This window comes from Butyricicoccus pullicaecorum DSM 23266, assembly GCF_900167005.1.
GTDB lineage: Bacteria > Bacillota > Clostridia > Oscillospirales > Butyricicoccaceae > Butyricicoccus > Butyricicoccus pullicaecorum.
The window spans coordinates 1-20,868 of sequence record NZ_FUXW01000004.1; the positions used below are offsets into that span (position 1 = coordinate 1).

Consider the following 20,868-nt stretch of genomic DNA (forward strand, 5'->3'; position numbering starts at 1 on the left):
AGCTGCCGATACCAGATAGGTGGACTGGATGGGCTCGTCGCCAAAACGCAGGTGCGACTGGGTCAGACCGCCCGACTTCATGGAGTCGTAAGAGAAGTATGCCTGTGCGTACTTGTTTGCGGTCAGGCCGATGGTAGTAATGGCATTCTTGTTTGCGCCAACCGTACCGTCGCCGCCCAGACCCCACAGCTTGCACGATACCTGACCCGGGTGAGCCATCTCAACCTCGGTGTAATCGAGCGAGGTATGAGTTACGTCGTCGTTGATACCAATGGTGAAGTTGTTCTTGGGCTTGTCCTGTGCGAGGTTGTCATAAACTGCAACCAGCTGGCCGGGAGTGGTGTCCTTGGAGGACAGGCCGTAACGGCCGCCGACGATCTGGATGTCGGTTCTGCCAGCCTGATTGAGTGCGGTGCATACGTCGAGGTATACCGGCTCACCAACCGAACCAACTTCCTTGGAGCGATCGAGAACGGCGATCTTCTTACAGGTTGCCGGGATGGCATCCGAGAAGTGCTTAACCGAGAACGGACGGTACAGGTGAATCTGCACCATACCAACCTTGCGGCCGTTCTGGTTGAGGTAGTTTACGGTCTCCTTGAGTGCCTCGGAAGCCGAGCACATCACAACGATGACTTCCTCTGCGTCCGGTGCACCGTAGTAGTTGAACAGCTTGTAATCACGGCCGGTCAGCTTGTTGATCTCGTCCATGTAGTGCTGAACGGTCTCCGGAACGGTTGCGCTCTTGACGTTCGCGCCTTCCTTACACTGGAAGTAAATGTCCGGGTTTACGTTGTTGCCGCGGTTGGTCGGATGCTCGGGGTTCAGTGCCTGTGCACGGAATGCCTTGAGGGCATCGTAATCGACCAGGCCGCGCAGATCCTCGTAGTCGAGGGTCTCGATGCGCTGCATCTCGTGCGAGGTGCGGAAGCCGTCGAAGCAGTGCATGAATGCGTACTTTTCATGGATGGCCGACAGATGTGCAACTGCGCCGAGATCCATTGCCTCTTGGGGCGAGGACGACATCAGCATTGCATAGCCGGTCATACGGCAGGTCATAAAGTCGGTATGATCGCCGAAGATGGAGTGATGGTTCGAGGTAACAACGCGCGATGCGATGTGCATGACGTTGGGCAGGAACTGACCGCCCATTGCGTACATCGCCGGGATCATCAGCATCAGACCCTGCGATGAGGTAAAGGTCGTCGTCAGTGCGCCTGCCTGCAGAGAACCGTGGCAGGTACCTGCTGCGCCAGCCTCGGACTGCATCTGGATGACGTCTACGGTCGAACCGAACAGGTTCTTCTTGCCCTTCGCAGACCACTCATCCACCTTTTCTGCCATCGGCGAGGACGGCGTGATCGGGTAAATCGCCGCGACCTCAGTGAAGGCATAGGCCACATGGGCGGCAGCCGTGTTACCGTCCATTACGGCATACTTTTTATTCATACGGATCTCATCTCCTAGTTTAAATCAATGTCAAATCACACGGAATGATTGTCTATTATACGAAATTGCAGACACGAGCGATCGCCATTTCGGTAAAGCCCAGTGCCTCGGCCTTGGTCTGTCTGCCGCTTGCAACTTCGCTCACGAGCTTCATAAAGTCATCGCCCAGCTTCTTGAGGTCGCCGCCGTAAATGATGGGAGAAGCATCCACGTCGATGTTGTCTTCCATCTTTGCGAAGGTGATGCGGTTACCGGTGATCTTGATGACCGGTGCAAGCGGGTTACCGGTGGGTGTGCCGCGGCCAGACGAGAATACGATGACCTGTGCACCGCCTGCAACCATTGCTGCAACCGAAGACGGGTCATTACCCGGGGTGTCCATGATGACCAGACCCTGATGCGCCTCGACCTGCTTTGCGTAGTCATATACTGCATTAACCGGGGTGTGACCGCCCTTATGGATGCAGCCGAGCGACTTCTCTTCCAGCGTGGTGATACCGCCGGCCTTGTTGCCGGGAGACGGGTTGCCCTCACGGACTTCCTCACCAACCAGCTGCAGAGCCTTCTCGTAACGATGAACGATCTCGAAGATGCGGTCGTGCACCTCGGGGGTTGCTGCGCGGCGTGCCAGAATGTGCTCTGCGCCGATGAACTCGGTGGTCTCGGACAGAATGGAGGTACCGCCTTCAGCGACAATGCGGTCGCTCATCTCACCGATGAGCACATTTGCTGCCAGACCGCTCGTCGGGTCAGAGCCGCCGCACTCGGTACCGATGATGAGCTCGGACATCGGGAACTCTTCCTTCTGCAGCAGAGATGCATCAGCTACCATTGCCTTGGCATAGCGCACACCAATATCAACTGCCTTGAGGGTACCGCCAACTTCCTGAATGATAACCTGCTCGATGGGCTTGTTGGTGCGCTCCTGGATAGCCTTTACAACCAGATCCATCTGGCAGTTCTCGCAGCCCAGCGATACAACAACCGTGCCGTATACGTTGGGGTTTGCAGCGTAGCCTGCCATAACGTCCATGGTGTACTGCTGGTCGGATGCAACCTGCGAGCAGCCCAGCTGGTTATTAAAGGTAACCGCACCCTCGACCTGCTGTGCAATGATGCGTGCGGTATCGGAAGCGCAGACACTGGCCGGCAGGATCAGCACTTTATTGCGGACGCCGACACGGCCGTCCGGACGCTTATATCCATAAAAAGTCATGTCCGTCCTCCTTATTCCTTCTCTTCCAGGTTCTCACGATGGCCTTCCACGTTGTGTACATGGACGTGGTCACCGACTTCAATGTCACACATGGCAACGCCAATGTGCTCGCCGTACTTGACAACCGGCTCGCCTGCCGCAATCTTGCGGACAGCCAGCTTGTGATAAATCGTAATATCCGCGCGTGCGGTCAGCTGCTTCTCTTCGCCGTCGCACAGGTAGGTCACGGTCTCGCCCTTGGTGATCGGCTCGATGGCAACTGCTACGTTGTCCTTGCCGTCAATCATCATGGCATTCAGCATATTTTTTCGCTCCTTTATCTGGGCTAAATTTCAAAAATCAGAACAGGTTACCCTCTTCGTCAAAGGGCAGGTCATACGGCTCGGAAAGAATCTCGATGTTGGGATTCTCCTTTGCCAGCGGCAGCAGGCCCTCGGAAATCTCGATGTACTCGATGTGCATGGTATCCGGAATGCGGATCATCTTCATGTTGTTCTGATCCTCTGCGTCCGGGCAGCAGCACAGTGCCAGCTGCAGCGCCTCGCGGTCATTGTCCATGATCATCGGGATCTTCATCAGATGCAGGAAGGTATTGGTGACACCGGTCGGGTAGGTCATCTCCAGCTTCATCTTATTGAACAGTCTGCGGGTGGTAACCTCTGCAAGGCCGATACCCTGTGCATTGCCGTGGGTCTCATCGGTCAGGTCAAGAATAACAACCTTCTCTGCGTTGATACCGCCAGAGCAGTACTTGGGCTGTACGAAACGGCCGGAAATGTTGGGGTCCATGCCGTCGCCCGAGATGTTCTTGCCGATCTTATCGACAACCAGAACGTCACACTTGTCAAATAGCAGGTGTGCGATGGTCTTGTAGGACAGATCGCGCAGCTTGGGCTCCTCGGTGATGATCTCATCAGTGGTCAGGCCACGAATCAGGTAGGTCTCGTCGTATGCGTTCTCGATGATGGCGATACCACCCAGAATCGGGCAATGCTCCATGATCGTGCGGCCATACTCCTCAACCAGCTCGTGCATGATCGCCGGGCTCTGGTGATGGATGCTCTCTGCGCCGTGCTGCTTGCCCAGGCCAATAGCCATCATCTTCATCAGGCCGCTCTCGTAACGACCACGGAAAGAGGTATGGGGCTTGATACGGTTAAACAGGATGATACCGTCAGCTTCCATGGCGTTCTTGTCCACGAAAACCGGCTGCTTGCGGATGCCGGACAGGCCGACCTGTACGGTCTCCATCGAACTCTTGATCGGGCAGCCCATGTTTTCCTCGGTGATGCCGTAATCCTTCAGAATCTGGGTCTGGCCTTCTGCTGTTGCGCCGCCATGGCTGCCCATAGCTGCAACGATGTACGGCTCTGCGCCCTTGGACTTGACAAAGTCTACGATTGCGCGTGCCATCATAGCGTAATGGTTGATACCGCGGCTGCCGCAGGTGATTGCAATGCGCATGCCCGGCTTAATCTGGCCGCCCAGCGCCTCGCGGGACAGTTCGTTCTGAACGGTCTCGACAATCTTGTCCTCCGGGATGTGTGTGTCGTCAAACACCTCGCGAATCTTCACCATCTTCGGTACCGGTACGTCCTTAATCAGATCGGTAATGGTTTCCAATGAAAATTCCTCCTTTCAAATCCTCGTTTGACTCCTATCATCATTACTTTTTACAATCAAACCGACTTTTCCCTGTGCGGCGATTGTATTTTTCAAGGATTCTTACTTTTATGGTATCCATATCATTCGATTTTTCGATACATTGTTCTTATTTAAGAACAATGTTCTTTATTTCATCCTGATATATTATATCACGCAGTCAACAGGGTGTCAATTTGCGGCATGGTGCTTTTTCATCACTTTGCACAAATTTCCGTCCTTTTCCACAGTTTCACGACAAATCGGTATCTGTGCGCCGGATTCGCTTGTCTTTGCTCACAAATATGCCCTCTGAGAGGCGGTCAGATGGAGTCAAATTGCTGTTATTTTTTACCAGAAACATTTTTTACTCTGCTGCCGCAAAGCAAAAAATCCCATTGAACGTCCATATCCGAGCATTCAATGGGATTTTCTATGACAAATTAGTCTACCGTCTCTGCCTTATTCCCATTGGCCAGGAACTTAATGCATGCGACCAGCTTAACCACAGCCATAATTACGATCAGGACCATGCCTACCATGATACCGCTGTTGAGTACCCACAGCGGATACTTCATAACGGTACTTGCTTCACCGGTAGTCATCTGTGTGGTGATGATCGTATACATCTGTGTTACGATCAGCGCGGAAACACCCAGGGCGATTACGTACTGAAAGGTTTTGAGGATGGTGTACTTTACCATCTGCTTTTTCTCCTTGGCCTTGTCCTCAAACAGGGTCAGGGAAATCAGTTCATCATTTTGGAATGCCAGCGCAGAGCCAACAAATACGATCCAGACGAACAGCAGCTTGAGCAGCTCGTCTACCCACGGCGTAGAAACGATCAGGACGTTACGTGCCAATACAGCGTAAGTCTCGACCAGGATCATAACTACACCGATAAAACCGAACAGTGTCTCTGCCGCCGATAAAAGCTTCTCAGATGTTTTCATAGCGACATCTCCTTATTCTTCTACAACAGCAATTACACGGATCTGGCTGCCGTCGGCCTGCTTGGTATTGAGCGGAAGCGCAATCAGCTGGCAGGTCGGCGTGCCGATCTCCCACAGATTGGTCATATACTCAATCTGCAGAATCTCTCCCTGCTTGAGCACATGCTCATGCACCGGCTGCGGCGTATACGGATCGCCCGGCTTCATAAAGCGATGCTCACGGATCGCATAATCCTGCGGGAAGTCATAGCCGACAACCTTGGGCGCGTACTTCTGAATCCAGATACCTGCGTCCTCGGTCAGATACGGTGCGTTATCCCAGAAATCGGTGGTCTTGAACGACACCTTCTTCGGACGGTCGGTACGAATGATCAGGCTGTCATAGTGCTTGTCCTTAAACGGCTCGTTTGCCTTCTCCAGCATTTCGCCGGTGATCGCCGTATTGTCTCCGCAATCGGAAAGATCGAGCACCAGGCAATCGGTGATCGCCCAATCCTGGATCGGATAATCATCCAGATTCTTGCCGTTGGGATCAAAATGCAGCGGTGCATCAATATGCGTATACCAGTGAGACTGCAAATTATAGGCCGTGCACTGCCAGGGGTCACCGTTTGCATGGGTACGGACCGGAGTAACCTTGAAGCCGTAACGCCAATGCTCCACGATGGGCAGGGTCAAATCAACAATTCTTCTCATATAAATCTTCTCCTTTTTCAGAAAAGAGTCCGCTTACTGCGCATTCTGAATCATATCTACCAGCTCGGTGCCATATACATCGGTAAAGATCGACCAGGAGGGCATTGCTCTCTCCTTGAATGCAGCCTTGTCCGGATTTTCAACGATCTCACAGCCGTTGTCGAGCAGCGTCTGCATCGCAGATGCCTGCGCTTCGTCGACCATCGCAAGCTGTGCGTCACGTGCAACGTCAGCCGCCTCAAGGATCAGAGCCTGCTGAGACTCAGACAGTCTGTCCCAAGTCATCTTGCTCATGCCCATGTACAGAGGCGTATAAACGGCATCGGTCAGGGTAACGTAGGGCTGTACCTCGTAGAACTTACGGGATACGATCTCATGGAGCGGGTTGTCCTGCGCGTTTACGGTATTCTGCTGGAGCGCAGTATACAGCTCGGAAGCGTCGATGCTGGTGGTCAGTGCGCCCATTGCTTCCCAAGTCGCAATCTGTACATCGGAAGCCAAGGTACGCATCTTAATACCTTCCATATCTTCGGGCTTGGTGATCGGACGCACGTTGTTGGTCAGCTCACGGAAGCCGTTCTCCCAGAAGGACAGGCCGATAATGCCGTTGTCCTCGAACATTGCATGGATGGCTTCTGCTGCAGGGCCTTCGGTTGCAGCACGCGCAGATTCCAGATCAGAGAACAGGAACGGCAGCTGAAATACGTCAATTTCGGGTACCAGGTTGGAGAAGTAAGAAGTACCGGCAATGCCGATATCGATCGTACCCTGCTGCAGACCCTGAACCATCGAGGTCGCATCACCGAGTGCGGTGTCGTAGAACGCCAGCGCTTCGATGGTGCCGTCAGAGTATTCGTTGAGGTAGTCTGCCATAACAGCCGTCGCGCCGCCTGCCGGCGTGTTTTCTGCCATGGAGCCGCAGAACAGGCTCATGGAGAAGTGGTCGCCGGTGATCTCGCCCGAAGCAACCGGGCCAGGATCGGGTACTTCACGCTCGGGCTCGGGGGTGATGTCAACAGGCGTACCAATACTGGTGCACGCGGTCATGGTCAGCGCCATGCTGAGCGCCAGACCAAACGCAATCACTTTCTTCTTCATAACAATATCTCCTTTTCACTACTTAATCATCTTGCGGATGCGATTAATCAGGATTTCCCTGTTTAACCGGCAGCACCGTTCATCAGATTCGGCAGGAAGATAACGATGTCCGGAATCAGGAGGACGATCATGGTGCCGATAAAGATGGCAAGCAGCGGAATGGGCAGATGCGGGATGATCTTATGTACCGGCTGACCGCCGACGCTGGATGCGACGTACAGGTTGATACCAACCGGAGGCGTTGCCAGACCGATGCAGAGAACGATAACCATGACAACACCGAAGTATACCAGGTTAATGCCGTAAGCCTGCGCGGTCGGGCAGAAGATCGGAGCGAAAATCAGCAGAGCCGGAACGGCATCGATGAAGCAGCCTGCAACCAGCAGGATGACAACAACCGACAGCATGAACATGAGCGGGCTGCTGATGGAAGAAGTAAACATGGTTGCGATATTCTGCGGGATACCTGCACGGGTAATAACCCAACCGAATACCTGAGTTGCTGCTACGATGAGCATGATGCCAGCAGCGCTCTTAACGCCGCCGTAAACGATCTTGCAGACATCCTTGAGCTTGATTTCACGGTAAACGAACAGGCCGATGACCAGGCAGTAGAAGCAGCAGATTGCAGATGCCTCAGTCGGAGTGGTCTTACCGGAGTAGATGCCGCCCAGAATGATAACCGGTGCGAGCAGTGCAAAGAACGCATGGCCGAAGGACTTAATTGCTGCGCCCAGCTCGAACTTGCCGGCACCGCGGTAGCCCTTCTTGATGCACTGTGCAACGACGACCAGAAGCAGGATCAGGCCGAGGAGCAGACCGGGAATCAGACCAGCCAACAGCATATCGCTGACCGACTCGTTGGATGCAACTGCATACAGAACCATCAGAATGCTGGGCGGGATGATCGGGCCGAATACGCCGCCGACGGTCTGAATTGCACTTGCAAAGCCGGGGTCATAGCCATCCTCTTCCATGTAAGGGATCATGATACCGCCAACTGCAGCCGTGGTTGCAGCGCCTGCACCGGTCATTGCTGCAAAAATCATACTTGCAACAATGTCAACGACTGCCATGCCGCCAGGAATCCAGCCGACCAGCTTTCTTGCGAAGTCGACGATACGGCGCGAAATACCGCCGCCCTGCATCAGGCAGCCTGCAATAACGAAGAACGGAATCGCAAGCAGTGTAAACGAGTCAACGCCCTTGAGCAGCTGCTGTGCCACGATGATCAGCGGGATGTTCGTGTACAGTACCAGATACAGGATCGAGGACAGACAGAGGGTAAATGCGATCGGAATTCCCAGGAAAAGCATCACAAAAAAGGAACCAATCAAAATAACTAGATCCATAGAATTCACCTTCTCAAAAAAAATATTATGTTTTGGTGTTAACAACAGATTTCACCCCAAATTGCAGGCGTGAAATCCGGTACAGATCAGTCACATCACCCCCATAAACCAAGATTTTTCTTATCCATATCACTGTCCCAGGTATTTGCACATGGGACAAGAATTTCGCTGCTCTCATCTGATATAAAACCGCCCAGATGATCGCCATATTCTTTCACAGGTCCCCCCTGTACGTTGAATGGATAAGTAACCGAAATTACAGCACTCATGTATGCGCGCTGTAATCTCAATCAACCCAGCGCATCAACAGCTGTCTTCTCAGACTGCAAGGTGTATTTTGTGAAACCATTTGCCGTCAAAAAGAAGAAATGATTCATCCGCCCATCATTCTATCTCACGGATAAATCAACTTTGTGCGCTGAAAGCTCCGCTCAGCAGAACATTATGTACTACCAAAAGGAGCTTTAGATTGCGTTAATTATATCACAAAGGTGTTCTGTTTTCAAATCATAATTTGATATTCCGAACCGCAGATGACAAAGAAAAAAACGCTATAACCCTCTGCATATGTGCCTATTTTATCGCATATTGTCGTTTCCGCGCTCCTATATCTCTTGATATATGCAACCAAGTCAATCGAAAAAGATTGTATCAGAAAAAAATTTTGGGCAATTTTTCCTGAAGAATAACCCATCCAATTGTTGCCTAAGCAACCATAATCTCTGCTTTTTTGCTTTATGCGCATAAAATCTTACCTTTTTTGATCTTTAAGGGAAAAGTTAATATTTTTATTTGTGCACAATGCGCAGAGCTTGCATAAGTGCACAAAAAACGCTGTTTTATTCTATCTAAAAGTTCGATTGACGAAGGAATACCAAAATAGTATTCTTTAGGAAAGTGATCGATTCCAGACCGCATAATTTGATTCGAGATAAGGAGGTTTCCTTTTATGTTATTCCAAACCACCGAGGCGCACGAAGCGCTGCGTGCAAAAGTACGGGCATTTGCAGAAAAAGAAGTCAAGCCCCATGCATTCCGCATGGATCAAGCAAACGAATTTCCGACCGAAGCTGTCAAAAAATTGGGTGAGCTGGGTCTTATGGGTATTCCCTACCCCACCGAGTACGGCGGAGCCGGTCTGGATGTGTTAAGCTACGCCATCGCAGTGGAAGAGCTCTCCCGCGTGGACGGCGGCACCGGCGTTATCCTGTCCGCGCATGTTTCGCTCGGCTCGTGGCCGATTTTTGCCTTCGGCACCGAAGAACAAAAGCAAAAATACCTGGTTCCGCTGGCAAAGGGCGAAAAAATCGGTGCGTTTGGTCTGACCGAACCCAACGCCGGTTCAGATGCGGGCGGTACCGAGACCACCGCGATCGACAAGGGCGACCATTACCTGCTCAACGGCGGCAAAATTTTCATCACCAACGCGCCCAAGGCTGACATCTATGTCGTCTTTGCAGTCACTACCCCTGACATTGGTACCCGCGGCATCTCGGCGTTCATCGTTGAAAAGGGTTGGGAGGGTTTCACCTTTGGCGACCACTACGACAAAATGGGCATCCGCTCCTCCTCGACCGCCGAGCTGATCTTCAACGACGTGAAAGTGCCCAAGGAAAACCTGCTGGGTAAAGAAGGACAGGGCTTCAAAATCGCAATGGCAACCCTGGACGGCGGTCGTATCGGTATTGCATCGCAGGCGTTAGGTATCGCGCAGGGTGCGTATGAGTCGGCACTGGAATACGCCAAGGAGCGTGTTCAGTTTGGCAAACCCATCGGCTTCCAACAGGCAATCTCGTTCAAACTCGCAGACATGGCAACTAAGCTGCGCTGTGCACGGATGCTGGTCTACTCGGCAGCCGAACTCAAGGAAGCACACGTGCCGTACAGCATGGAATCGGCAATGGCCAAGATGTACGCATCGGACATTGCGCTCGAAGTTACCAACGATGCAGTGCAGATCTTCGGCGGCACCGGCTTCCTCAAGGGCATGGATGTTGAGCGCATGTACCGTGATGCCAAGATCACGACCATTTACGAAGGCACCAACGAAATTCAGCGTGTCGTCATCGCCTCCCAGCTGCTGGGCAAGCCGCCCAAGTCCGAAGGTGGCAGCGGCAGCCGTGCAAAGAAGCCTGCACCGGTCACCGGTGTGCGCAAAAAGCTCATTTTCCGCGAAGGCTCAGGTGCCGAACGGGTTCAGGCACTCGTGCAGGCACTCAAAAAGGATGGCTACGACTTCTCGGTCGGCATTCCGATGGACACGCCCATTGCGCAGGCTGAGCGTCTAGTATCTGCCGGTCAGGGTATCGGTGACAAAAAGAATATGAAGCTCATCGAGCGTGTCGCCGCTGCTGCCGGTGCAGCAATCGGCTCCTCCCGTCCGGTCGCTGAAACTCTCCAGTATGTCCCGCTTGACCGCTATGTCGGCATGTCCGGACAGAAGTTTAAGGGTAATCTGTACATCGCCTGCGGCATCTCGGGTGCCATCCAGCACTTGAAAGGCATTAAGGATGCCTCGACCATCGTTGCAATCAACAAGAATGCCAGTGCGCCCATCTTCAAAAACTGCGACTACGGCATCGTCGGCGATTTGAATGAAATCCTCCCGCTGCTGGCTGAGGCACTCGACTGCGGCGAAAAGCAGCCCGCTCCGCCCATGGTTAAGATGAAGCGTCCGAGCGTACCCAAGCCCGAGCCGATTGGCAAGACTTACGTCTGCGGTGGCTGCGGCTATGAGTACGTCCCCGAGTTGGGTGATCCGGATGCCGAGATCGCACCGGGTACGCTGTTTGAAAAACTGCCCGAGGACTGGGTCTGCCCAGAATGCGGCGAAGGCAAAGAAATGTTCATCAAAGGATAAAGGAGGCGTTTCATTATGTATTGCGTACGCAATGTAACCGAAGATTTATACTGGGTCGGTGCTAATGACCACCGGCTGACTCTGTTTGAAAATATCCATCCCATTCCGCGCGGTGTGTCCTACAACGCCTACCTCTTGCTCGACGAGCACAGTGTTCTGTTCGATACCGTTGACTGGTCGGCCTGCCGTCAGCTGCTCGAAAATATGGACTATCTGCTTGCAGGCAAACCGCTCGATTATCTAGTCATCAACCACATGGAGCCCGACCACGGTGCATCCATTGAGGAAATCTTACTGCGTCATCCCAAGGTCAAGGTTATCTCGACCGAAAAGTCCTTCCTGCTCATGCGTCAGTTTGGCTTCCAGTTGGATGGTCACGAACTGATTGAGGTCAAGGAGGGTGACACCTGGAGCTTTGGCCGGCATACCGTGACCTTTGTCGCCGCACCGATGGTACACTGGCCCGAAGCGATGGTCACCTTTGACACCACCGACGGCGTTCTGTTCTCCGCCGATGCATTTGGCTCGTTTGGTGCACTGGACGGCAAGCTGTTCGCCGACGAGGTCAATTTTGATCGCGACTGGATTGACGATGCCCGCAGATATTTTACCAACATCGTCGGAAAATACGGTCCGCACGTCCAGCTTCTGCTCAAAAAGGCCGCCGGTATTCTGGATCAAATCCGCTACATCTGCCCGCTGCACGGTCCGGTCTGGAGACAGGATCTCGGATACTTCATCGACAAGTACGATCACTGGAGCCGCTACGAACCGGAAGAAAAGGGTGTTATGATTGCCTACGCTTCCATGTACGGCAACACCGAGGCGGCAGCTCAGGCGCTTGCAACCCAGCTGTGCGCGCAGGGCGTGACCAACGTCTGGATGTACGACGTATCCAACACCCATGTGTCCTACCTGATTTCCGAATCATTCCGTCTCAGCCACATTGTTCTGGCATCGGTAACCTATAATCTGGGCATCTATCCGGTCATGCACAACTTCCTGATGGACATGAAGGCGCTTAACCTGCAAAATCGCACGGTTGCGCTCATCGAAAACGGTTCCTGGGCAGTCAAGTCCGGTGATCTCATGCAGAAGTTCCTCGAAGATGAGATGAAAAACATGACCGTTCTGAACGATCGTCTGTCTATGGCCTCTGCGCTGCATCCCGACAAGGCAAGCGAACTTCAGGCTCTCGCCAGTGCGATTGTGAAATCTATGCAGAATTAAACCAACTCAAACAACACACCCCCGACTGCGCAAATCTCGCGTAGTCGGGGGCTTTCTTGTTTGCGCTGCAAATCTTTACAACGCACAGCCCTTCCTTTATTGTATAGGTATGCGACTTTCGGACGGATTGCCGAGACGTCCCACCTGCTGTCACAAAAAATATTTTTTCTAAATGAACGAAAACTCACAGCAGCATCCGTCTAATCAAGTGAAAGGAGGGACGACCTATCGAACAAGATCAAACGATCGCGTTAGAGCGGCTGATCAACACCTATGGCGACCAACTGTATCGCCTGTGCGTATTAATTCTCGGCGATGCGCATCTCGCCGAAGATGCAGTACAGGACACCTTATTAAAAGCATGGAAAGGTCTGAATGGATACCAAGGGCAGGCCAGTGAAAAAACCTGGCTGACAACCATTGCCGTCAATGTCTGTCGGGACTACCGACGGCTGAACTGGTTTCGCCGTCGTGCGGATGAGGAAACCCTGTTGGAGCAAATCCCAGCCCCACCCACCTCAGAACCCCAGGACGATCTGATTCTGCGTGCCGTTCTGCACTTGCAGCCCCGCTACCGCGAACCGATTCTGCTGTACTACTGGCAAGAATACACCATACGCGAAATCGCCCAAATCACCGGAGAAAAAGAAAACACCATTTCTACCCGTCTGCGTCGGGCAAGAAAGCAACTCGAAGAGGAACTGAAAGGAGTGTTCGATGGAACCGCGTTGGAAAGAATCCCTTGACCGGCGAATGGAACCGGTCACTCTGACAGAAGAAGCACGGGAGCGAATCCTGCTGCAAGCCAATCAAACGAAAGGAGCGCCAAAAATGAAATCTCGTCGTCGTGTCATTTTGGTCGCAGCCGTACTGGCTGCCCTGTGTGCCGGAGCGGCAACCGCTGCCGGCATTATGGATATGATCCGACAGAGCATCACAAGTGCCGAGCAGGAAGTCGGCACAACAACACTCGCACTGAGTCAATCGGATGCCGGATATACGGTAAAGCTGAATTCCTTAATGGGAGATGAACAAAACGTCTATCTGCTCGGTGAGATGGTACGTGAAGACAGTCAGCCACTCAAAACCGATTCCCTTTCGGCACCTGAATATCCCGCTTTCCGCGGTGTCGCTGCCGATCTCAATCTGGAAACCTGTGAATTTCCCGGGCAGGATACGGCTGAGAGCTGGGGATGGTCGACCATGGCTCTGAGCGATGACCAGCCCGAGGACAACATCGTCGAGTTTGTCATCCAGTTGCAATCGGATACGATGCCGATGGAAGGCGAAACCAATCTGGTCATTGACGAGCTGATGTTTGCTGCGGATGGCGCGGAACAGCGTGTTCCGGGTCACTGGGCATTCACCGTACCGCTGAAGCGTGAAGCATTTGGCGAAACGTTACAGGTCGATTTGCAAATTCCGCTGCCTGATGGCACTGTAACACTCAAATCCATCTATTGCGGCGCGATGGACATGCGCACGACTTGGGATGACCCGAATGACCTGATCAGTGACTATCTGGACAGCATCAAACTAGTAACGGTAAACGGCGATCGTATTCCTTGCCGTTCCTGGTATGACAGCACGGTCGAATTTGCTCCGTTTAATCTGGGTCTTGGTCATCTGGCACCTACCGATTTGGCTGCCATTGAAGTCAACGGTCAGTCCTACCCGCTCGCGACCGGCAAATAATTCAAATTTCTGATGGTTGCTCACCCATTCCCAGCTCCGCTTATTTCCAAACAAAAACAGTCCTCATATTGGGGACTGTTTTTTCATCTTCCAAAAAATCGGCGTATTGGATTGCAAATTTGCGTAAAACAAAGAGGTCAGCCTCTCTCGCATTCCTTATTATAATATATGTATATGATCTTTCATCGAGCCATCTTCTTGCCATACGTGACTGTTTGATTCTTTCATGCTCGACCCATCACACGATCATTCCATATATCAAAATCCCCTATGAATCATCCCGACAGACATGCTGTCCTCTCTCATCAAGCTTACTTGGTCAATGCCGGATACGGACGATGATCCAGCAGCGCACGTTCTACGCTCCAGTAGAACGCCTCTTCGCCCAGCAGTTCAATCACACCTGCACGCTCAAACATATTGCGCGATGCCGCAGGCAAACCACAGATTGTAATGTCCATACCCTTTTCCTTCAGTTCGGTCAGGATACTCAGCAGCGTCTGTACCGCAGAGACGTCCACCGACGAAACACCGCGCATGGAGAACATGACCGTGTCGCAGCCTTCTACCTTACCGGGCAGTTCCTCCAGCACACTGATATTAGCAAACAGCAGCGGACCGGTGATGTACGCAACCATCGCATTCTTGTATCGCTCCTTGAGCGTTTCATCCTCGCAGCCCAAACGATTCATATCGACGCGCTCATAATTGATTTCCAGCTTGCTCAGACGAACGAGCATCAGAATGAGCGACAGGCCGACACCGACAATGATTGCAACCGTCAGGTCAAACAGGATGGTAAAGATCATGGTGACGACAAACTTGGCAATCGCACCTTTGAACTTATGTCCAAAGAAGTACTTGATTGCATGCCATTCATTCATACGCCATGCAGTTACCATCAACACACCGGCAAGGCCGGACAGCGGTACATATTTGATGATGGGTGCCAACACCAGCATCATGACCAGCAGGCCCAGCGCATGGAATACACCGGTCAGACGGGTGACCGCACCCGACTTAACCGCAACCGAGGTACGTGCCAGCGCAGCCGTTGCCGGAATACCACCAAAGAACGGCAAAACAATGTTGCCAACGCCCTGCGCGAACAGTTCCTGGTCATTGTTGAGCTTCACACCGGTCGCACGTCCGGCAGATGCACCGCACAGCAGGCTCTCCAGCATGTTCAGAATGGCAATGGAGAACGCGGGCGCGATCAGCGCGGGCATGGATGCCAAATCGATCTTGGGAAAGCTCAGACGATCTTCTAGAAGCAGGCTCTGCGGAATCTCACCTACGGTTGCAACGTCCAGCTTGAACACCAGCGTGGCCGCTGTGGTAATGATAATGCCGATCAGCGATGCCGGTACCACTGCGTTCCACTTTTTGGGGAAGAATACCATCAAAAGTACCACAAAAAGTGCAACCAGTACGGTGGTCAAGTCCGGGTGAAAGCCCAAATCTTTGTAACTGAGCAGCTTAGCAATCGCGGTCGCACCTTCCGAGTGCGTACCGAAGAAGTTGTCGATCTGTCCGAGCGCAATGACAACCGCAATACCCGAGGTAAAACCGGTAATAACCGGCGACGGCACAAACGACGTCAGTTCACCCAGATGCAGGATGCCCGCGATGACCAGAATGATGCCGCTCATCAGTCCGGCAACGAACACGCCCTGCATGCCATGCGTCGCAATCAGCGAACCCAGAATGGCCGCCATCGCACCCGTCGGACCCGAGATCTGATAGTAACCGCCGGTCAGCAGCGACATGACAATACCTGCAACAATCGCGGTTACAAGACCAGCCGCCGCCGTTGCACCTGCCGACACACCAAACGCAAGCGCAAGCGGCAGCGCAACTGCCGCAACGGTCACACCAGCCATCAGGTCTTTGGTGAGCTTTTGGGCATTATATCCCCGAAACTCCACTGCGAGACTGCTTATAAAGTTTTTTCCCATGTTTATCCCCTTTTTAAATTTTGTCACGTGGTAAATAAAATTATATCAGGTTCTGAGGGTTAATCAAGGGCTTTTGTCGTATATCCGACTCGGATTCGTAATTCTCTTCGGAGTGCACAAATTCATGCCGTCTGTCCCGTAAAAAATAACACGCGATTCCGGGGCAGCGACCTCAGAAACGCGCGCTGATATGGTTTTTGTTTTGTAGTCTGCTACCTACTCTAACTACTCTCATACAGTCTAAGCAGACAGCGCTTTCGATACTTGAGCTCGGCATATTTCATAACCTTGCGGCAGCAGACCGGATTGAACAGTCCGCCAAGTACGCCCACAAGCGGCAATCCCTGCACGGCTTTGGCGAGCACCAGATCGTCGGCAAAGGCCTGTGCGGTATGGGTCAGCTGGTCGTTCACATCTACCGTTTGTCCGGCAATGAACGCTTCCACCGCACGATTACATGCTTCCCACGCCTCGCCTTTCTGTACGGAAGCTTCCATCAACAGCAAAATAAAATCCCGCTCGCTTGCCGTCCGATAATCAAACCCGTAGTGCAGCGCAATTTTATATACACCTTGCAGCAGCACGCCGACAAACAGCACAATGTCCGGCAATCCGATGCCCAGAACACCCAGTCCAATCCCTTCTGCGCTCGTCGTCAGCATCCCCTGCATTTGCGTGCGCGATGCCTGTCTGCGCAGTTCTTTCAAAACCTTGCGGTCTGCCTGCATTTGAAGTGCAAAATCGTGTACCTCATATCCATTTCGGATAGATTGCGCATCATACGTTTTTTCAATCCAGTCGGTACCCTTATCAAAAATCACTTCAAACGCCTTACAGAATGCCTTTTCCAAATTCGAATAGACCTTTTCCGGCACTTTGTCTTGCAAATTCGTCTTCCACTGCGGCGTTTTTTGCCGCATAGCAGCCTTGTGCAGTGCTTGCTCCTGCCGCGCCACGAGAGTCAGTTCCTTTTGAATCGAAGCCTGATGCTTTGGAGTTCCCATCTCTGCTCTACCTCAGTTCTGTAATGGTATCCTGTTTTTCTCAGTATAGCACGCCCCAAATCAAATGAAAATATCACCCCTTCTGAATTTTTCCAAGCACCATTCCCGCTCCTTCGCGTATAACTGCCTTTTTCGGTCACGGACTTTACATTTGTATTCCAACGTGCTAAAATAAAATGTACATCAGACAGGGGTGCCTTGATCGGCTGAGATCTGCGCTGGGCGCAGGGTCCCTTATTACCTGATCCGGATCATACCGGCGTAGGGAGTCGAAGTTTTCGTGTTTTTCACCTGAACAAGTTTGCAAAGCGACTGATCCTGCAACGGATGAGTCGCTTTTTTATTTTTATTTCATTGGAGCGCTGCGTCATGAAACGATACCAACAATACATCATGCCTGTGCTTTGCCTGATCGTCGTGCTGGCCGTCTGGGAGTTCAGTGTACAGTTTTTCGGCATTGATCTCTATGTTCTGCCCGCACCAAGCGATATTGTCAAAGCCATCGGTTCGGAGTTTGGCACCCTGTGGATGCATTCCATGGTGACCTTGCAGGAGGCTGTCATCGGTCTGCTGATCGCCACCGTGCTCGCCATCCTCATCGCTATCCTCATGGACTTAAACCGTACCTTCCGGCACAGTGTCTTTCCCTATCTCGTGGTTTCCCAGACCGTCCCGGTCATGGTTCTGGGACCGCTCTTTACCATGTGGCTGGGCTTTGGACTGGCGCCCAAAATTCTCATGGTTGTCTTTATGTGCTTTTTCCCCATCGCGATCGCCTTTTCCGATGCGCTTCAGCACGTAAACCGCAACCAAATCAATCTGCTGCGCAGTTTTGGCGCGAATCTACTGCAGCAATATCTATATGTAAAAATCCCCACCGCGGCGCCTGCGCTGTTTTCCGGACTCAAAGTCTCGGCGACCTACTGCATCGGCGGCGCCATCGTCGGTGAATGGCTGAGCGCATCCGCCGGTCTGGGCTATTACATGATTCGCGTCAAAAATGGCTTTTTGATGGATAAAGTATTCGCTTGTGTCATCATGATCATTATTTGGAGCTTACTGCTCAATTTTGCGGTCACGCTGCTCGAGCGCATACTCTTTCCCTATACAAGAAAACGCAAAGGAGTCTCGTAAGATGAAAAAAGGATTGGCAATGTTCCTCGCGCTGGGTCTGTGTCTCGGCATGACCGCATGCGGCGGACAGACCGAACAGACCACCGAGGGGGATGGTCTCAAGGAAGTAACGCTGGTACTCGACTATGTACCCAACACCAACCACACCGGCATTTATGTTGCCCAGAAGTCGGGCTATTTTGAGCAGCACGGCCTCAAGGTCAACATCATTGAGCCGGGTGACAACGACGCAACCACGCTGTGTGCGGTCGGCAAGGCTGAATTTGCCGTGACCTATCAGGAGAACGTCACCTATGCCCGCACGGCATCCGAGCCACTCCCCATCCGTGCCATCGCTGCCATCATTCAGCACAACACCTCGGGCTTTATCTCCCGTGCAGAGGACAACATCCAGTCTCCCAAGGACTTTGAGGGCAAGGTCTACGCCGGCTGGCAGGCTCCCAGCGAGGAAGCCGTGCTCAAAGCCGTTATGGCAGGCGCAGGCGCTGACTTCTCCAAGCTGACCATGGTCGGTGCAACCGGCAGCGGTCTGGAATCGATGGGCGACGACATCGACATTCAGTGGGAATTTGAAGGCTGGGCAGTCATCAACGACCGTATGCAGGGCTATGACATCAACTACATGCCGGTCAAGGATCTGGACTCCCGTCTGGACTACTACACCCCGGTCATCATCACCAACGAAGACATGATCGAAAACGATCCCGAGACCGTTCAGGCCTTCATGGATGCCGTCAAGCAGGGCTATGAATACGCCATCGAATCGCCCGAGGCTGCCGCAAACATCCTTCACGAAGTCATCCCGGATACCGACATGGACTTCCTGCTTGAGTCCCAGAAGTTCCTCAGCGATCAGTACAGCTTGGACAGCGACACTTGGGGCCTGATGAAGGACGAAGTCTGGGACGGCTACACCGAGTTTATGTATGAGTACGGTCTGATCGATCATACCATCCCGGCCAGCGAGCAGTACACCAACCAGTTTATCAAGTAAGGAACGATCACCATGAAATTGCAGATCAAAAACATCTGCGTCACGTTCGAACAAAAGCGGATTCTGGAAAACCTGTGCATGGATGTACAGGACGGGGAATTCGTCGCGCTGATCGGCCCGTCCGGCTGCGGCAAGAGCACCCTGCTCAACATCCTCGCAGGCGTGCTCACGCCCGAATCGGGCGAAGTGTTCGTGGACGGCACACCGGTGCACGGTGTGTCCTCCCGCTTCGCTTACATGCCGCAAAACGACCTGCTTCTGCCCTGGAAAACCATTCTGGACAACGTGACCCTGTACGGCAGGCTGCACGGGCAGAAAAAGCAGGCGCAGGAGGCCGCGCTCAAGGAGTTTCCAGTATTCGGTTTGCAGGGCTATGAGCATGCTTATCCCGATGAGCTGTCCGGCGGTATGCGTCAGCGCGCAGCATTCCTGCGCACCGCACTGTGCAGCGCAGATATCATGCTGCTCGACGAGCCGTTCGGTGCACTCGATGTCATCACTCGAAACGAGATGCAGGACTGGCTGCTGCGGCTACGTGCCGAACTTGGACGCACCACCCTGCTGGTCACCCACGACATTGACGAGGCGCTGTATCTGGCTGATCGCATTGTCGTTCTGGGCGGCCGACCGGCTTCGGTCACCCGCGAGATCGATCTGACCGGCGTACAAAAGAGCCGCGACTGGCTGTATGAACAGAGTGATCTGCGCAAGGAGATCCACAGGATTTTACGAAATGAAATCGATCATTGACGGTCACATCCATGTGACACCCGCGCTTGTCCCCCATCTGCGCGATGCGCGATGCATCGCCAACGCAGACAGCCCGGAAGAATACGATTTTTTAACCCATACCCAACTGCCCGGCATGGTCATTTCCGCCGGTATTCACCCTTGGAAAGCTGACTGCACATCTTGGGATGCGATGGAACCCATTCTGCGGCAGGTATCTGTGATCGGAGAAATCGGTCTGGACAATGTCTGGTGTACGGTCGATCTTGACGTGCAGCGCACCGTTTTCGAGCGACAGCTTGCCTTCGCGCAGCAGCTGGGCAAGCCGGTCATCCTGCACACCAAGGGCATGGAACGCGAAATTCTGGACACCATCCGCCGCTACCCCAATCGCTATCTGGTGCACTGGTACGCCTGCCCGCATGGACTGCAAGACTATATCGACTTGGGATTCTGGTTCACGGTTGGGCCGGATGCTGCACTCGACCGGGATGTTGCCCATCTGGCGCAAACTGTCCCGCTCGATCGTCTGCTCATAGAATCCGACGGTCTGGACGGCATCGCATGGGGTCAGCACGTAACCCTCACCCCGGCCGACTATCCGGCCGCGATGGAACGCCATCTGCACGCGGTCGCCGCGCTGCGCGGACTGACCGCTGACGCGCTCCGTCCTGTCCTTATGCACAATCTGGACACCTTCCTATTGGGCATTTAGCCTTCTCACATACGAAAAGCACCGATTCACACAGAGTCGGTGCTTTTTATTTGTCACCTTTTACTGCATTTTTCATAATTTTTATTGATTTTATCTCAATATTTTGTATAATAAATATATATTCTGCTTTAGCAGAGCAAAGAA

Annotated in this window: 19 protein-coding genes and 1 riboswitch; of the genes, 8 read left to right on the forward strand and 11 right to left on the reverse strand. The window is 52.8% G+C overall.

Going from position 1 to position 20,868, the window contains the following annotated elements; all coding sequences use genetic code 11:
• The 9 genes from B5D52_RS09045 to B5D52_RS16705 form a co-directional block, all read right to left on the reverse strand.
• The coding region (locus B5D52_RS09045; protein WP_200805618.1) for a 2-oxoacid:acceptor oxidoreductase family protein at positions 1–1,449 on the reverse strand (1,449 nt) is incomplete at its 3' end.
• 55 nt (positions 1,450–1,504) lie between these two features.
• Positions 1,505–2,665 (reverse strand): UxaA family hydrolase, encoded by a 1,161-nt coding sequence (locus tag B5D52_RS09050; RefSeq protein WP_016147054.1) that lies wholly within the window; start codon positions 2,663–2,665, stop codon positions 1,505–1,507.
• Positions 2,666–2,676: 11 nt separating this feature from the next.
• Positions 2,677–2,967, reverse strand: a complete 291-nt coding sequence (locus B5D52_RS09055; RefSeq protein WP_016147055.1) for a UxaA family hydrolase — start codon at positions 2,965–2,967, stop codon at positions 2,677–2,679.
• 37 nt (positions 2,968–3,004) lie between these two features.
• Entirely contained in the window at positions 3,005–4,288 is a 1,284-nt protein-coding gene (locus tag B5D52_RS09060; protein ID WP_016147056.1) for a nickel pincer cofactor-dependent isomerase, group 22, read from the reverse strand.
• A 461-nt stretch (positions 4,289–4,749) separates the two neighbouring features.
• Positions 4,750–5,259: a TRAP transporter small permease gene (locus B5D52_RS09065; RefSeq protein ID WP_016147057.1), complete on the reverse strand. Its 510-nt coding sequence runs from the start codon at positions 5,257–5,259 to the stop codon at positions 4,750–4,752.
• 12 nt (positions 5,260–5,271) lie between these two features.
• Positions 5,272–5,955, reverse strand: a complete 684-nt coding sequence (locus tag B5D52_RS09070; RefSeq protein ID WP_016147058.1) for a cyclase family protein — start codon at positions 5,953–5,955, stop codon at positions 5,272–5,274.
• Positions 5,956–5,988: 33 nt separating this feature from the next.
• On the reverse strand, positions 5,989–7,053 hold the full coding sequence (locus B5D52_RS09075) for a TRAP transporter substrate-binding protein (RefSeq protein ID WP_016147059.1): 1,065 nt from the start codon (positions 7,051–7,053) through the stop codon (positions 5,989–5,991).
• Between the two features lie 62 nt (positions 7,054–7,115).
• Positions 7,116–8,405 carry a TRAP transporter large permease gene (locus tag B5D52_RS09080; RefSeq protein ID WP_016147060.1) on the reverse strand — a complete coding sequence of 430 codons (1,290 nt, stop codon included), beginning with the start codon at positions 8,403–8,405 and terminating at the stop codon, positions 7,116–7,118.
• Between the two features lie 95 nt (positions 8,406–8,500).
• Positions 8,501–8,623: a hypothetical protein gene (locus tag B5D52_RS16705; RefSeq protein ID WP_275532122.1), complete on the reverse strand. Its 123-nt coding sequence runs from the start codon at positions 8,621–8,623 to the stop codon at positions 8,501–8,503.
• A 731-nt stretch (positions 8,624–9,354) separates the two neighbouring features.
• On the opposite strand from B5D52_RS16705, the gene B5D52_RS09095 reads away from it, so the two are divergent.
• The 4 genes from B5D52_RS09095 (at position 9,355) to B5D52_RS09110 (ending at position 14,190) form a co-directional block, all read left to right on the forward strand.
• Positions 9,355–11,265, forward strand: coding sequence for an acyl-CoA dehydrogenase family protein (locus B5D52_RS09095; RefSeq protein ID WP_016147061.1), 1,911 nt, complete (start codon positions 9,355–9,357; stop codon positions 11,263–11,265).
• A gap of 15 nt (positions 11,266–11,280) precedes the next feature.
• Positions 11,281–12,495 carry an FprA family A-type flavoprotein gene (locus B5D52_RS09100; protein ID WP_016147062.1) on the forward strand — a complete coding sequence of 405 codons (1,215 nt, stop codon included), beginning with the start codon at positions 11,281–11,283 and terminating at the stop codon, positions 12,493–12,495.
• A gap of 260 nt (positions 12,496–12,755) precedes the next feature.
• A complete protein-coding gene (locus B5D52_RS09105; protein ID WP_275532123.1) occupies positions 12,756–13,241 on the forward strand; it encodes an RNA polymerase sigma factor in 486 nt (161 codons plus the stop codon).
• An 85-nt stretch (positions 13,242–13,326) separates the two neighbouring features.
• Complete coding sequence (locus B5D52_RS09110; protein WP_016147064.1) at positions 13,327–14,190, forward strand: DUF4179 domain-containing protein; 864 nt, start codon at positions 13,327–13,329, stop codon at positions 14,188–14,190.
• Between the two features lie 311 nt (positions 14,191–14,501).
• On the opposite strand, the gene B5D52_RS09115 is transcribed toward B5D52_RS09110, so the two are convergent.
• Both B5D52_RS09115 and B5D52_RS09120 read right to left on the reverse strand, forming a co-directional pair.
• Positions 14,502–16,148 carry a SulP family inorganic anion transporter gene (locus B5D52_RS09115; RefSeq protein ID WP_016147065.1) on the reverse strand — a complete coding sequence of 549 codons (1,647 nt, stop codon included), beginning with the start codon at positions 16,146–16,148 and terminating at the stop codon, positions 14,502–14,504.
• A 221-nt stretch (positions 16,149–16,369) separates the two neighbouring features.
• Positions 16,370–17,152 (reverse strand): EcsC family protein, encoded by a 783-nt coding sequence (locus tag B5D52_RS09120; protein ID WP_016147066.1) that lies wholly within the window; start codon positions 17,150–17,152, stop codon positions 16,370–16,372.
• Between the two features lie 179 nt (positions 17,153–17,331).
• Positions 17,332–17,437: riboswitch (TPP riboswitch) on the forward strand.
• 84 nt (positions 17,438–17,521) lie between these two features.
• On the opposite strand from B5D52_RS09120, the gene B5D52_RS09125 reads away from it, so the two are divergent.
• Genes B5D52_RS09125 through B5D52_RS09140 form a run of 4 tightly spaced genes read left to right on the forward strand, consistent with a single transcriptional unit; the run spans position 17,522 to position 20,724 of the window.
• A complete protein-coding gene (locus B5D52_RS09125) occupies positions 17,522–18,286 on the forward strand; it encodes an ABC transporter permease (protein ID WP_016147067.1) in 765 nt (254 codons plus the stop codon).
• A 1-nt stretch (position 18,287) separates the two neighbouring features.
• Positions 18,288–19,280: an ABC transporter substrate-binding protein gene (locus B5D52_RS09130; protein ID WP_016147068.1), complete on the forward strand. Its 993-nt coding sequence runs from the start codon at positions 18,288–18,290 to the stop codon at positions 19,278–19,280.
• Between the two features lie 12 nt (positions 19,281–19,292).
• On the forward strand, positions 19,293–20,030 hold the full coding sequence (locus B5D52_RS09135; protein WP_016147069.1) for an ABC transporter ATP-binding protein: 738 nt from the start codon (positions 19,293–19,295) through the stop codon (positions 20,028–20,030).
• Complete coding sequence (locus tag B5D52_RS09140) at positions 20,014–20,724, forward strand: TatD family hydrolase (protein WP_016147070.1); 711 nt, start codon at positions 20,014–20,016, stop codon at positions 20,722–20,724. Before B5D52_RS09135 ends, B5D52_RS09140 begins: the two co-directional genes overlap by 17 nt.
• The last annotated feature ends 144 nt before the right edge of the window (positions 20,725–20,868 follow it).